The organism is Ruminococcus sp. J1101004sp1_RTP21198st1_B9_RTP21198_201120, assembly GCF_040924245.1.
GTDB classification, from domain to species: Bacteria; Bacillota; Clostridia; order Lachnospirales; family Lachnospiraceae; genus Blautia_A; species Blautia_A faecis.
In genome coordinates, this window is the sequence record NZ_JBCOMI010000037.1 from 1 (window position 1) to 14,890 (window position 14,890).

Annotated in this window: 17 protein-coding genes; all 17 read left to right on the forward strand. The window is 42.3% G+C overall.

What is annotated here, in order from left to right; all coding sequences use genetic code 11:
- The first annotated feature begins 115 nt into the window (after nt 1-115).
- The 17 genes from AB5618_RS18390 to AB5618_RS18470 all read left to right on the forward strand — a co-directional run bounded on the left by AB5618_RS18390 (nt 116) and on the right by AB5618_RS18470 (nt 14,808).
- Nucleotides 116-541, forward strand: a complete 426-nt coding sequence (locus AB5618_RS18390; protein ID WP_003864588.1) for an N-acetyltransferase — start codon at nt 116-118, stop codon at nt 539-541.
- A 94-nt stretch (nt 542-635) separates the two neighbouring features.
- The gene (locus AB5618_RS18395; RefSeq protein ID WP_368366958.1) at nt 636-950 is read left to right on the forward strand and encodes an L-2-amino-thiazoline-4-carboxylic acid hydrolase; all 315 of its coding nucleotides are present in this window, start codon (nt 636-638) and stop codon (nt 948-950) included.
- Between the two features lie 33 nt (nt 951-983).
- A complete protein-coding gene (locus AB5618_RS18400) occupies nt 984-1,166 on the forward strand; it encodes a DUF6440 family protein (RefSeq protein WP_003864586.1) in 183 nt (60 codons plus the stop codon).
- A gap of 112 nt (nt 1,167-1,278) precedes the next feature.
- Nucleotides 1,279-2,790, forward strand: a complete 1,512-nt coding sequence (locus AB5618_RS18405) for a hypothetical protein (RefSeq protein ID WP_368366960.1) — start codon at nt 1,279-1,281, stop codon at nt 2,788-2,790.
- A gap of 322 nt (nt 2,791-3,112) precedes the next feature.
- Entirely contained in the window at nt 3,113-3,337 is a 225-nt protein-coding gene (locus AB5618_RS18410; protein WP_003864584.1) for a DUF3791 domain-containing protein, read from the forward strand.
- Nucleotides 3,330-3,896, forward strand: coding sequence for a DUF3990 domain-containing protein (locus AB5618_RS18415; RefSeq protein WP_020944841.1), 567 nt, complete (start codon nt 3,330-3,332; stop codon nt 3,894-3,896). Before AB5618_RS18410 ends, AB5618_RS18415 begins: the two co-directional genes overlap by 8 nt.
- Nucleotides 3,884-4,114, forward strand: coding sequence for a hypothetical protein (locus AB5618_RS18420; RefSeq protein WP_003864582.1), 231 nt, complete (start codon nt 3,884-3,886; stop codon nt 4,112-4,114). The genes AB5618_RS18415 and AB5618_RS18420 overlap by 13 nt, the downstream gene beginning before the upstream one ends.
- Before the next feature lie 200 nt (nt 4,115-4,314).
- Complete coding sequence (locus AB5618_RS18425; protein WP_015543456.1) at nt 4,315-4,680, forward strand: DUF3847 domain-containing protein; 366 nt, start codon at nt 4,315-4,317, stop codon at nt 4,678-4,680.
- A complete protein-coding gene (gene mobQ / locus AB5618_RS18430) occupies nt 4,680-6,407 on the forward strand; it encodes a MobQ family relaxase (RefSeq protein WP_130096803.1) in 1,728 nt (575 codons plus the stop codon). The genes AB5618_RS18425 and mobQ overlap by 1 nt, the downstream gene beginning before the upstream one ends.
- 38 nt (nt 6,408-6,445) lie before the next feature.
- Nucleotides 6,446-8,353 carry an AAA family ATPase gene (locus AB5618_RS18435; protein ID WP_023843669.1) on the forward strand — a complete coding sequence of 636 codons (1,908 nt, stop codon included), beginning with the start codon at nt 6,446-6,448 and terminating at the stop codon, nt 8,351-8,353.
- A 264-nt stretch (nt 8,354-8,617) separates the two neighbouring features.
- Nucleotides 8,618-8,734, forward strand: coding sequence for a putative holin-like toxin (locus AB5618_RS18440; protein ID WP_015543458.1), 117 nt, complete (start codon nt 8,618-8,620; stop codon nt 8,732-8,734).
- Nucleotides 8,735-9,037: 303 nt separating this feature from the next.
- Entirely contained in the window at nt 9,038-9,220 is a 183-nt protein-coding gene (locus AB5618_RS18445; RefSeq protein WP_015521925.1) for a hypothetical protein, read from the forward strand.
- A 26-nt stretch (nt 9,221-9,246) separates the two neighbouring features.
- Entirely contained in the window at nt 9,247-10,944 is a 1,698-nt protein-coding gene (locus AB5618_RS18450; protein ID WP_015521926.1) for a recombinase family protein, read from the forward strand.
- An 84-nt stretch (nt 10,945-11,028) separates the two neighbouring features.
- Entirely contained in the window at nt 11,029-11,100 is a 72-nt protein-coding gene (locus AB5618_RS18455) for a hypothetical protein (protein WP_255626455.1), read from the forward strand.
- Between the two features lie 12 nt (nt 11,101-11,112).
- Nucleotides 11,113-11,982, forward strand: coding sequence for a VirB6/TrbL-like conjugal transfer protein, CD1112 family (locus AB5618_RS18460; protein ID WP_015524554.1), 870 nt, complete (start codon nt 11,113-11,115; stop codon nt 11,980-11,982).
- A gap of 23 nt (nt 11,983-12,005) precedes the next feature.
- Nucleotides 12,006-12,470, forward strand: a complete 465-nt coding sequence (locus AB5618_RS18465) for a PrgI family protein (RefSeq protein WP_005344185.1) — start codon at nt 12,006-12,008, stop codon at nt 12,468-12,470.
- A complete protein-coding gene (locus tag AB5618_RS18470; RefSeq protein WP_368366962.1) occupies nt 12,352-14,808 on the forward strand; it encodes a VirB4-like conjugal transfer ATPase, CD1110 family in 2,457 nt (818 codons plus the stop codon). Before AB5618_RS18465 ends, AB5618_RS18470 begins: the two co-directional genes overlap by 119 nt.
- The last annotated feature ends 82 nt before the right edge of the window (nt 14,809-14,890 follow it).

Below are 14,890 nucleotides of genomic sequence, written 5' to 3' on the forward strand. Positions count from 1 at the left end.
AGGAGCCGTATGCGGGAAAGCCGCACGTACGGATCTGTGAGGGGCTAAGATTGAGAGGTCTTAGTCTACTCGACTGAAAAATTGAGAAAATCGGAGTTTGAGGAGCATCACCGTTATGATTAGAGAATTACGGAAAGTGGATATAAATAAAGTTGCAGAAATATGGTTAGATACAAATATAAAGACACATTATTTTATCTCTGCTCAATATTGGAAAAGTAATTTTGAGTTAGTAAAAGAACTTCTATTACAGGCAACTGTCTATGTTTACGAGGATAAACAGGAAATACAGGGTTTTATAGGGTTAAGTAACGAATACATTGAAGGTATTTTTGTTTCTGCCGAAATGCAATCTCAAGGTATAGGTAAAATTTTGCTAAACTATGTAAAGGGAAAAAGAAACAAATTAATCTTAAATGTATATCAAAAAAATACACGGGCAATATCCTTTTATCAAAGAGAAGGATTTGAGATTCAGTATAGCGGTTTGGATGAAGCTACTGGAGAAAAAGACTATGTAATGGCATGGCAGCAGAAATAGAAATTCAAGTTTTAGTGTTTGGAAAATTATGACTTAGTGTGCAAGTTGGGAGAAAATATGGTAACGGAAAAAGAGAAAAAAGCATGTCGATTTATTGCCGAATGGCTATAAGATTGTGAGACAGTCTCTGGAAGATGATCTGGAGGGCGAAAAAAAGGTATGTTGGGAGACAGAAATTTTGCAGGATGATGATAGTGGATTTACTTATGAAATCAGCAGGTGTCTGTATTTCGATACCTGTAAGGAACATGGCTATGCAGAGTTCTGCAAAGTATTTTGCAACCATGACTGGTATGCTTATGGAGTATTAAAGCATCATTCGAGATTTATCAGAAAATCGACGATTGCCGAAGATGGAACTGTATGTTATGATACAATCGAGAAAGTAACAGAGAAACATTTTTTATAAAACCGAAAAATTGATTATGGGAGGAAATTGAAAATGGCGAAAGAAGAGAGATTTGAAAAAATATATTCTCAGGGAGCATTAACTACTACTGAGATATGGGTGGATAAGGAAACTGGTGTGAATTATTTATATCATGCATGTGGGTATTCAGGTGGACTGACTCCATTGTTGGACAGAGATGGGAAACCAGTTATTTCTCAGGCTATAAATAGATGACCTTAGAAACAGCAACTGTTATGGTAAGTAACAGCATCGTCACAATATGTATATGGTCGATTGGTGTGTGCGGTAATATACTATATTCAGAAAAACAATTCAGGAGATTTTTATGAGAAGATCAGGTTGGACAAAATGGTTGATCGTGATTCCGGCAATGCTAGGCATTGTGTTGGTGACCTATGTGCGGTATACAACGGATATCTGGGGATTTGGTGCATTTATCTGCCAGCTGATTGCAATTTTGGAATTGGCTTATGGTCTGCGAATTGCGATGCTGGCACAGAATAGAAAGAAGTCCTATCGGTTAACACCGGAAGAACGACATGAGTATGCACGGTATTTATATGAGAAGCAATATCACCGTTACCCTGCTGTAGCGAATCAGATGCTTTTGGTTATGGCACGGATGAGTGTACTCCTTAGCAATTATGAACGGGCTGCACAGGAGCTGGCAGATATTCGTATAGATAAATTCAATCCAGCACAGTTGAAGTTGTATTATTACCTGAAAGTGGTTACAGCAATGGCAGCAGGAGATGCGACAGGGATTCAAGAGAGCCAGATGTGTTACGCAGGGATTCCGGATACTAAATGCACATATCCGTCAAAAGCAGAGCTTGCTATGTGGATAGAGCAGAGAGCGGCAGCGCAGATGGCAGAGGCACTGAAGAAGGCAGTGCCGGATAAAAAAGAGCATCCGATACGGATCAGTATCATTACTTTGGTTCTTGCGTATAGTACCTTCTTCTATGGATTGTGGTATGGTATAAAACGTGATATGGGATATGAAGTGAGATATCGTTTCGCAGAAATATCGATTACTGTTATTACAATCAGTCTGGCGGTTCTTTTGATCTGGGGGATCGTGAGTTTATACAGACACAATTGCCAGGCATTATCCATACAATTCGGTAAAAACAAAGTGGCATTGATAATTGTCTATGGAGCTGCTGCGATATTTGCACTTTTGATTATTGGAATGAGTGGTCTGAGTGTAGTGTTCGGAATGGATGGAACAGAAACGGTGACTGGTTGTGACAGCAAATATACGTATATAACTGTGCAGGAAGATTATGGTGGTGAACGGAGATACAGAACCAATAATCCATTTGTTATGCAGAGTATGGATGGTCTGTGGTGGTCTTCGGATACAATAGATGAAGAAGATAATCAAGAAGAGGATACTACAGAATTACCGGATTTGGATACAGAGAATTCAACAGATTCAGAGGATATTCAGAGTGGAAATACCATAGAAGATTACGAGACAGAAGGGCAGCATGATGGTCTGACAATTCAAAATGCAATGCTGGCAGTTTATAATTACCTTCAGGAGCAGAATACACTTCAAAATATGGCGTTCAGTTACACGGCGAATGCAAAGGGAGAAGTCTATGCTGTCGTCAGCGAAACGCAGGAAACAAAGAACGGTAATACGGTAAATGTGAGATACTGTCTGTACGATAATGGTTCCAAGACAGATGCAGATGGTAATTCCTGCGAAGAACTGGTGTTAGAAAAAGTATATCCGGATGGCAATTACGAGACCGAATTGGTAGATTTTTATCTGGTAAATGCAGATACGATGCAGGTGACAGACGAACAGAAGAATACGTGGTAAAATAAATTCTGGGGAAGTAGGTGCATTGTATGACAATGAGAGAAAAAATAAAACTATTATCGTAAATGTTTCAAGCGGACTGGGTTCTTTTGGAAGTATGCAAAAGGACTCCAAGACATAAGAGGTGAACTGCGCTGATCCAGGTGCCACGGCAACAGATTTGAATGTCGACGGAGGAAAGCAAACAGTACAGGCGCAATCGTAAAACTTGCAATGATTGATAAAACCGGACTAACAGTAACTTTTATTAGTCGATTTGGAAATATGCCTTGGTAATCAACAATTCCGGTTTTACTGACTAAGAAAATGAGGAGGATTCATAATGAGTGAGAAAACAGAGATTACTTTTATGCAAACAAGACTAATCCGGCTTGCTTCAGAAGAGTGGCATTTACCTGTTGAACAGATTATCCACTTGTTTAAAGAAGCCGATGTTCTTGGATATATAGAAAAATGCTATGGGATTTTTCATTGTGAAGGCGATGAAGCTGTGCTTGAAGATATTACTGAATTTTTGCAAAGAAAGGGGATAGAGATTAGTGCTTGAGTTAAAAGATGGATTTGTTCTCTATCATGGAAGTTATTGTGAAGTAAAAGAGCCAGATCTTGCCAAATGTGCAAAGAGAAAAGATTTTGGACAGGGATTTTATTTAACCACATCAAAGGAACAGGCAGAAAGTTTTCTGAGAACCTCAATAGCCAAAGCCATCGCAACCGGAACAATTGAAGAGGGGCAGAAGTTTGGATATATTTCAACTTTTGAATTCAAACTTTCAGAAAATCTTGAAACGCATATTTTTGAAAATGCAGATGTGGACTGGTTACATTGTATCGCCGCTCACCGAAAGAAAAAAATGTTTATTGAGGTTGAACGTGAAATGGCAAAATATGATATCATTGCAGGAAAGATTGCGGATGATGCAACAAACGCTACTCTTACCGCTTATCTTGCGGGTGCTTTTGGGACTGCAGGTGATAAAGTAGCAGACGATTTCTGTATCAGACAGTTGCTGCCGAATAAATTGAAAGATCAATACTGCTTTAAAACTGAGGCAGCTATTGAGTGTCTGAAATTTGTGAAAGGTGAGAAGATATGGCTGAAGTAACAATTCCAAAGGAAAAAATGAATTATACAATCGACCTTCTGATCACTATGGTGACAGATGAAATCGCAGAAGAGACAGGCAAGGACAGAAACGAGGTATTGACAGATTTTTTGTGTTCAAAGACAGGAAAAGCACTGTATGATGAGAAGACAAAGCTGTGGTGCACTGGTCCGGCATATATAGCTGAACTGTATATGGAAGAATTAAAGAAATCCTGATATGGGATGTGAGTTTAAATTTATACGACAATGGTGACAAAGACTTTCATTCCAAGGAGCAACAATTAAATATTTCAAAAACGCTGAGGTCAGCATTTCCTAATCACAGGACAACGACCTCAGTTTTTTATACCCAGGAATCGGCATTCATGAATAAGCCGGTTCTTTTTGTTTACAGAAAAAAGAAGGAGTACAAGAAAATGAGCAGAGCAAAAAATCCAAAGTATGAATCCATGTCATTGGAGGAACTGAAGGCCAACATGGAAAAGAGCAGACAGGAACTGGAGGCAGCAATTCACCACAAAAACATTCTGGAGCAGCGGAAGAAGCTGGTAGAACGCAGGGAACGTTCCCACCGGCTGATTGTCAAAGGGGCAGAGTTTGAGAAAGTATTTCCGCTGTCCAGAGATCTGGAACAGGAAGACGTCCAGGACATGATGAATCAACTGCAGAACAGCAGTTACAACAAGAGTATTGTGCGGCAGGCTCATATAGCCGCCTTACACAAAGATCAACAGCAGATTGCAGAAGCAGTAAAAAAGACAGAGAAGGGAGATGACAGTTAATGGCACTGTATCATTTTTCAGTAAGGAATGTATCCAGAGGGAAAGGGCAGATGGTGGTCGCTTCCGCAGCCTATATTTCCGGGCAGAGGATTTTTGACAGTTATTACAACAAGATACACGATTATACGAGCAAGTCAGGTGTGATATTTACAGAAATCCTGACACCGGAGTATGTGCCAGAGCGTCTGACTGACAGGGAAACACTCTGGAACGAGGTGGAGCATGTGGAACGGAACAACAAGGCACAGCTTGCCTATTCGTTTGACATTGCACTGCAGAATGAATTGACACTTGAGGAAAATATCAGACTGGCAAAAGAGTTCTGCCAGGAGCAGTTTGTGGCACGTGGCATGATCGTGGATCTGGCAGTCCATGAGGGAAAAGCGGAAAATGAAGAAGAACCGGATAATCCCCATTTCCATGTGCTTGTCCCAATCCGTCCTTTTACAGAGGAAGGAATCTGGGGCAATAAGCAGAGAAGGGAATATATTCTTGATGAGGATGGAAACCGGGTGAAGGATACCAAAGGAAAAGATATGTTCAATGCTGTTTCTACTACCGGATGGAATGATCCGGAGCTTTTAAAAGAATGGCGGCGGGCATGGACAGAGAAAGTAAATGGGAAATTCAGGGAGTGCCACATGGCATCCAGAATCGACCACCGTTCCTACAAAGAACAGGGGATTGACCTGATCCCGACCATCCATGAGGGATATGAAGTCCGGGCAATGGAGAAAAAGGGAATCAAAACGGTGATCGGAGAATTGAACCGGGCAATCCGGCAGTTTAACCAGATGTTTATTTCTCTGAAAGAATCCATTCAGTGGATGAAGACAGCTTATGAGGAAATGAAAGCAGAGCTGGATCGCAGGCAGAACCCGACACTGCTGGAAAGCCTGCAGGATTATTATGATAAAAAGACACAGGGCAGACCACCACTTCCCAATTTTTATGCGGAGATGAAACAGAGAGGTAAGAATCTCTCCAATTTACAGGAGTTTGCAAAATCCATCAGTTATCTTCAGACACATCAGATAGAAACGATGGATGACTTGCAGGAACGGATTGAGGAACTGAACGGTGTTGTTTCTGTCAGTAAAAAAGAAATTTCTGAAAAGCGGAAACAGTTAAAGGAACTTGAGAATCTGGAAAAGATGGCAGAGGTAATAAAAACAAATCAGCCATTGATTGATGAGTATAACCATTTCTATTTTCAGAAAAGACGGGAGAGATATTATCAGCAGCATAAAAAAGAAATCAATTATTACCGCAAATGTGAACGGGAACTGAAACAACATCTGGATAAAAATGGAAAAGTGCCAACTGCCAGATGGAAACGGGAGAAAGAAGAACTTCAGGCGGGGATCGAAGAGCTGAAAGCAGATAATCAGCCGTACCAGGAGGAACTAACTTTTGTGAAAAAGGTACAGAGCTGTGCGGATATTGCCAGACGTGACCGGGAAATGGCAGAAGCAGATACTTCCGGGCGTTCAGAAGAAAAAAGGGAGAAGCAGGTGAAGTTCCCGACATTTTACACAGTTCAGGCGAAAGAGATTCTTGAAGAAAACGGGAAAGCAGAGCAACAGCCGTTGAACCAGTCGGAGCAGAATCCAGAAAAGAAGACCTCTCTTCTGAGAAAACTGGATGAAAAAAAGAAAGAGTGTGCAGAGCGTGATGCAAAACAACAGGCAGTGAAGAAAAAGCGAAACTATGACATGAGTTTATAACAGTCTGTCAGCAGGACAGACGGGAAAGGATGAGCAAAATGCAGTATACAGAAGAACAAATTATAAGAGCAAATCAGACAGATCTTGTTTCTTTTCTGAGCGCACAGGGAGAACAACTAGGGAAAAGCGGAAAGGAATACCGTTGGAAAAAGCATGACAGTGTAACGGTATCCGGAAACCGGTGGTACAGGCACAGTCAGGGGAGGGGTGGCTATCCGGTGGATTTTGTGATGGAATTTTACAATGCCACATTTCCGGAAGCTGTCAAGATGCTAACCGGGGAGGAAGGCGAAGGCAGGAACAGTACCTGCCCCGCCCCGTCCCCTGACTTCCGATTACCAGAGAAAGAGGAAAATAATGATAGAATCATCAGATATCTGACAGAAAACAGAGGGATTGAAAAGAATATGGTGGAGGAATGGATCGGCAGTGGGGATATTTATGAAGAAAAGAAGCACCATAATGTGGTGTTTGTTGGCAGAGATGCAGACGGTATTCCAAGATATGCCCATTGCAGGGGAACTGGTGAAACAAAATACCGGGGAGATGTGGCTGAATCTGATAAATCTTACGGATTCTGTCACAGAGGGACGGATAATCAGTTGTTTGTGTTTGAAGCAGCCATTGATCTGCTTTCTTTTATCCAATTATTTCCCAAAGACTGGAAAAAGCGGAGCTACCTGAGTCTGGGTGGCATTTCCAGTGCGGCACTGATGGCTTTTCTTTCTGAACGCCCTCAGATTACTTCGGTTTTCCTGTGCCTGGATAATGACCATGCAGGGAATGAAGCCAGTGAGAAATTGGCAATAGAAATCCCGGACGGATACAGTGTCATCCGTCTGAAACCGTCCCGAAAGGACTGGAATGAAATCCTCTGTGATAAAAATGCAGACAGGAAGAAATCAATCATTGAAACAGTTACAATGAAAGTACCGGAGAAGGAAGAACTGGTGCCGATGTTGTGTTATGAAGACATTGAACAGACCAGTGTAGAATGGCTGTGGTTTCCCTATCTGCCATTTGGAAAACTGACGATTATTCAGGGCAATCCAGGAGAGGGAAAAACTTATTTTGCCATGATGCTGACCGCAGCCTGCACGAACCGTAAGACTTTCCCGAACATGGAAGAGATTGAACCTTTTAATGTGATCTATCAGACTGCAGAAGACGGTATGGGAGATACGATTAAGCCGAGGCTGGTGGAAGCAGGAGCAGACCTGAGTCGGGTGATGGTCATTGATGATACAGAGGAAGCATTGACGTTATCCGATGACCGTATTGAAAAAGCAATCCGTCAGAATCAGGTCAGACTTTTAATCATTGATCCGGTACAGGCTTTTATCGGTGCCGATGTGGATATGAACCGGGCAAATGAAGTCCGTCCGGTATTCCGGAAACTGGGAATGATCGCTGAAAAGACCGGTTGTGCGATTGTGCTGATCGGACATCTGAATAAATCTTCAGGGACACAGAGTACTTACCGGGGACTTGGTTCTATTGATATCATGGCGGCGGTGAGAAGCCTGCTTTTTATCGGGAAAGTAAAGAAAGACCCGACAACAAGAGTACTGATCCATGAGAAAAGTTCTCTTGCACCTCCAGGTGAGACGATGGCATTTAAACTTGGAGATGAAGAAGGATTCCGCTGGGTGGGAGCTTATGAGATTTCCGCAGATGATCTTCTGGACGGAAAGGAAGGAAAGCCGACAGAAACAAAACTGCAACGGGGAACGAAACTGATCTATGAACTGCTTGCAGACGGAAATGCAGTCACAATCCGGGAACTGGATGAAAAGGCAAAAGCACAGGGAATCTCCCAGAGAACCATGCGAGAAGCCAGAAGCCGGATGAAAGAAGAACTGGATTATCGGATGAATGAAAAGCAGGAAAATACCATTCGATTAAAAAAACAAGGGAGAATGGGTGACGGCAGAATTTTGGAGTGAACGGCAGGCTTTATAGATACCCTATCTGCCGTCTGCCGTCTGCCGGTGCAAGGCAATCAAACGGAAATAGCAGGTATCCATACAGAATAAGGATTGCTGTGAATCTGGAACAAAAATGAATTGTAATATGGCGGATATAATGGTATGATTATCCGGTAACAGCAATGTTACGGGGAAGCACCTGTGACAGGGTGTGGCTGCCTCCTGATATTTACAGACCGGAGCCTTTCGGGGTTCTGAGATGAAAGAAAGGAGGTGCGTGATATGACAGCTTATGAGATTATCTCAATATTCTTAGGCGTACTCAGTTTACTGATCGCTTTTGGTAGCCTGTTAATTGCGATTATTGCCTTTCTTGATCGGAAGAACAAGAGGAAATAAAAATGCCTATCCTGTCTGCCAACAGGATAGGCGGTGGTCGTAAGACCATTTAGTCAACTCAGGCGGCATCCACTTTGGAGTGGGTGCTTTTCCTATAACAAATGTACCACACATTCCTCTTGTTTTCAATGGGAAAATTAAAATATGCAGTTCATCTGACAGGGATTTATCCCTGTCTTTATTATATCCCCAATTTCTGAAATGTTAATACAAAAATTTTAATATATGTAACCAACAGTCTGGGCAGTTAATCTGTAAAAATGGATTAGCTGCTCTTTTTTTGCAAAAAATGGAGGTTTTACAATGGCAGTGAAGAAGAAAATTATCAACATCAGAGTATATTTTGACGGTGATCAGGACGCAAAAGAAGTGTTTGCAGAGGTGATCGCACAGAAAATACGTGACACGAAAACAAAAGATAAACTTGCAATAATGAAAGATAAGCAGTATAATGATTATGAGTTCAGTAATCTGAAATCTGCGTAGGATGTGCAAAGTAACGGAGGTATCAGATGAACAACAGATATATGAGTAACAATATAGAAAGAAATGCAACCTGGAGAGTTGGTGTATACTGCCGACTTTCCAAAGATGACGAATTGACCGGAGAGAGTGCCAGCATCTCCAACCAGAGAGACATACTGGTGAATTACTGTCAGTCACAGGGCTGGCAGGTGGTGGATGTGTTTCAGGACGATGGTTATACAGGATTGAACACAGACCGACCTGATTTGCAGAGACTTCTCAAAGCCTGTGAAAAAGGACTGGTGAATCTTGTAATTACCAAAGACCAGAGCCGACTGGGACGAAACCATGTACAGACAGGATTTCTGATGGAGGAGTTTTTCCCAAAGCATGGAGTAAGGTATATCGCATTATATGATAATGTGGATACCTTTGCCGGAGACAATGAGATTGCCCCATTTAAGAACGTGCTGAACGAGATGTATTCCAGAGATATTTCCAAGAAAGTCCATGCGTCCTATCACCTGCAGGCAACCAAGGGAAAGTTTACAGGTGTTGTTCCACCACTGGGATATCAGAAAGACCCGGAGGAAAAGGGACATCTCCTGATTGACGACGAGACAGCACCGATTGTCCGGAAAATTTTCCAGTGGGCGGTGGACGGTCATGGGATTAACTTTATATCCAGAGAACTGGAACGCCAGCAGATTCCCTGCCCGTCATGGTGGCACCGGAAACGGGGACTCCGCACCTATTACACAAAATGGGAAAAGAAAGACCCGGAAAATGGGAAATATGTATGGGATGAATCCTATCTGAAATCCCTGCTGATGAATCCCGTTTACTGTGGTGACATGGCTTCCCAGAAAAGGTACTACCGTTTCAAGATTGGCAATCAGGGAGATAAAGCTCCGGAGGACTGGATCACAGTCAGGGATACCCACGAAGCAATCATTCCGCAGGATGTATTTGATCTGGTACAGGCAAAGATGAAAGGCAGGAAACGCCAGACAGAACAGGGAGAATACAGCATGTTTGCCGGATTACTCCGCTGTGCAGAGTGTGGCGGTGCGTTGACGTTGAAGAAGACGCACACCAAAGACCAGCATGAAGTTTATACCTGTTCCACTTATATCCATAAGGGGAAAGCACATTGTACCCAGCACCGGGTGGACGCTGATGACCTGTATGATGCAGTCCTTACCAGAATCCAGGAATGTGCAAAAGCAGTTACCGGAGACGGAACAGAACTGGAAAACCGGGTAAAGGAGTTATGCGAGGAAGATACACAGGGACACAGGGAAAGTCTGGAGAAGCTGGTATCAAAGCAGAAAGACCGCCTGGAAACGTTAGACCGGCTGATTGCAAAACTGTATGATGACCTTATCAATGACAAGATTACAGAATCTGTTTTTGATAAGATGCTGGAGAAGACACAGAAGGAGCAGACAGATATCAAAAAGGAACTTTTCCAGAATGAGAGTGTGCTGAATACGGAAGAAAAACTGGATGCACAGTCCCAGCAGTGGATTGACGATATTAGCGAGTATGCGGACATCAAAGAACTGGATGCCAATCTTCTGAACCGGCTGATCAGTAAAATCGTTATCTCAGAACCGCAGGAGAAAGACGGAACAGAAAATTACTGCCGTACTCCTGAAACGGTCACAATGGAAATTCATTTCAACTTAAAACCAATACCGGAGCTTGGAACCATCGAAAGAGGTTCCGGCTCCCATAAATAAGAAAAATCTATCAAAATTTAATCTATTTTAATCTTTTCAAGGCTCATTTCGAGCAAATATTTTCTCATAAAAGACATAAAACAGCTGATGGCTGGTGCTGGAATCATGCTGCTGGGAACTACCCTGATTCCACAGCTGGCAACATTGTTCTCTTAAGAGGAGTGGTAGATGAACACCATCATTGAGAGAATTACGGAAGCGATAAAGGATATCCTGATCGGGCTTATTAAGTCAAGTTTGGATAACATGTTCACGTCTGTCAATGAGCAGGTGGGAACCATAGCCGGGCAGGTGGGACAGACACCGCAGGGATGGAATGCAGGGATTTTTAATCTGATTCAGAATATATCCCAAACGGTGATTGTCCCCATTGCGGGACTGATCATCACCTTTGTCCTGTGCTATGAATTGATCACGATGGTAACACAAAAAAACAATTTCCATGAATTTGAGACTTATAACATTTTCCTCTGGATCTTCAAAGCGTATGTAGCCATTTATCTGGTGACAAATACGTTCAATATCACGATGGCGGTCTTTGATGTTGGCCAGCATGTAGTCAACAATGCAGCCGGGGTGATATCAGGAAACACTGCGGTGGATGCAACAGAAGCAATTTCACGGATTGTGGATGCCCTGGAGGATATGGAGTTAGGGGATTTGTTCCTGTTATCCATGGAAACGATGTTGATCAGTGTTACCATGCACATTCTGTCAATTATCATTACGGTAATCTTGTACGGAAGAATGATAGAAATTTACCTTTATACTTCCATAGCACCAATTCCGTTTGCCACCATGACCAATAAGGAATGGGGTAATATCGGAAACAACTATTTAAAAGGCTTGTTCGCACTGGCATTTCAGGGATTCTTCATGATGGTCTGTGTGGGAATTTATGCAGTTTTAGTAAATGCAATGACCATATCCAGTGACCTTCATGCAGCAATGTTTTCAGTAGCGGCTTATACCGTGATTCTTGCATTTTCATTATTCAAGACCGGAAGCCTTAGCAAATCAATATTCAATGCCCATTAACGGGCAGGAAAGGAGCGCATACCATGGCGTATGTACCAGTACCAAAAGACCTTACCAAGGTCAAAACAAAAGTAGCGTTAAATCTGACAAAGCGGCAGCTGATTTTCTTTTCACTTGCCGCAGTTGTGGGAATTCCGTTTTATCTGGTCATGAGAAAACCAATCGGTTCCAGTATCGCAGCCATCCTGATGGTAACGATCATGCTTCCGTTTTTCTTCATGGCAATGTATGAAAAAGACGGTCTTCCCTTTGAAAAAGTGGTGGCAAATATCATTCGACAGAAGTTTATCTGTCCGGCAGTAAGACCATATAAGACAGAAAATTTTTATCAGGAGATTTCCACCCTTGTAAAAAAGGAGGGTGTGCCGGATGGCAAAAAAGACAAAGCAGGAGGCTCAGCAGGAGCGTCTGTCCCTGGCGGAAAAAAGAAACCGTCAGGAAAGAAGAAACAAAAAAAGCAGAAAAGAAAGAGAACAGGAAAAGCGTAGAAAGAAGCAGGAACGGGATCGTAGGAAACAGAAAAACATTCCTACAACTGCACAGCAGAGTATTCCGTATATTCGGATGCTGCAGGATGGTATCTGCCAGGTGACAAAGACCTTTTTCTCCAAGACGATTCAGTTTTATGACATCAACTATCAGCTTGCTCTAAATGAGGATAAGACCACGATATTTGAAAATTACTGTGATTTCTTAAATTACTTTGATTCTTCCATCAGTGTGCAGCTGTCCTTTATCAATCAGCAGGTGGATGTGGCAGAATTTGAAAAAAGTATTGATATTCCGGATCAGAACGATGACTTCAATGCCATTCGTGAAGAGTACCGTGCTATGCTGAAAAATCAGCTTTCCAAAGGAAATAATGGTCTGGTAAAGACAAAGTATATCACTTTTGGAATCGAAGCAGAAAACCTGAAGGTGGCAAGACCAAGGCTTGAAAGAATCGAAACAGATATCTTAAATAACTTTAAGGTTTTGGGAGCACAGGCGCATTCCCTGAATGGTCTGGAAAGGCTGGAGATTCTGTATCATGTGTTCAACCAGGATCGGATTGAACCATTTAAGTTCCAGTATAAGATGCTTCCAGAAACAGGATTAAAGACCAAAGATTTTATTGCACCGACTTCCTTTAACTTTTCCAAGAATCAGACATTTTTGATGGGAAGAACGATGGGAAGTGTGAGTTATCTGCAGATTCTGGCACCGGAGCTTACAGACCGGATGCTTGCAGATTTCCTGGATGTGGATGACAGCATCAATGTCAACATTCATATCCAGTCTATTGACCAGAGTTCTGCGATCAAGATGATCAAGAGCAAGATTTCAGATCTGGATAAGATGAAGATTGAAGAGCAGAAGCGGGCAGTACGTTCCGGTTATGATATGGACGTGCTTCCATCGGACCTTGTGACTTATGGAGAAGAGGCGAAGAACCTGTTGGAAGATCTGCAGTCCAGAAATGAACGAATGTTTCTTGTAACGGTTCTGGTGATGAATACCGCAAGGAAGCGTCAGAAACTGGATAACAATATTTTCCAGGTGCAGGGAATTGCACAGAAATATAACTGTTCTTTAAAACAACTGGATTATCAGCAGGAAGCAGCACTCATGTCCTGTATTCCACTGGGAGTCAATCGGATTGAAATTCAGAGAGGGCTTACCACATCTTCAACAGCGATCTTCGTGCCATTTACGACACAGGAACTGTTTCAGGAAGGGGAAGCTCTTTATTATGGATTGAATGCATTATCCAACAACATGATCATGGTTGATCGGAAACGTTTGAAGAACCCGAATGGACTGATTCTTGGTACACCAGGTTCCGGTAAGTCTTTCTCAGCAAAGAGGGAAATTACAAACTGCTTTTTGATCACGGAAGACGATATCATTATCTGTGATCCAGAAGCCGAATATTCGGCACTTGTGCAGGCACTGCATGGGCAGGTAGTTCGGGTTTCGCCAGTATCTGACCAGTATATCAATCCAATGGATCTGAACCTGAACTATTCCGAGGAAGATAATCCACTGTCATTGAAAGCAGATTTTATTCTGTCTTTGTGTGAGCTGATTGTTGGAGGAAAGAATGGACTGGAGCCGGTAGAAAAGACCATCATTGACCGTTGTGTGCGGTTAGTATATCAGGAATATCTTGCCGATCCAGTACCGGAGAAGATGCCAATCCTGGAGGATTTATATAACCTTCTGAGAAAACAGGAAGAGCCAGAAGCACAGCGACTGGCCACTTCGTTGGAAATCTATGTTACAGGTTCTTTGAATGTGTTTAACCATCAGACAAACGTGGACATCAATAACCGCATTGTCTGCTTTGATATCAAGGAACTTGGTAAGCAGTTGAAAAAGATTGGGATGCTTGTCATTCAGGATCAGGTCTGGAACAGGGTAACAATGAACCGTTCTGCTCATAAGTCCACCAGATACTATGTGGATGAGTTCCATCTTCTTTTGAAGGAAGAGCAGACCGCAGCTTATAGTGTGGAGATATGGAAGAGATTTCGTAAATGGGGTGGTATTCCAACTGGAATCACCCAGAATATAAAAGATTTATTGTCTTCCAGGGAGATAGAGAATATATTTGAAAATTCAGATTTTATTTATATGCTGAACCAGGCTTCCGGAGACAGGCAGATTCTGGCAAAGCAGCTGAATATCTCACCAACCCAGCTGTCCTATGTAACCAACAGTAATGAGGGGGAAGGACTTTTGTTCTATGGAAATGTCATTATCCCATTTGTAGACAGATTCCCGAAGAATTCCCTCTATAAAATCATGACAACCCGCTTAGAGGAGACTTCCGAAGCAGGTTAAATCAAAGGAGAAAACAATGTTACGAGCAATTTCATATGTATTAACTTTTAGTGGCGGTGCTGTTTTCGGCATCGCTTTTCTC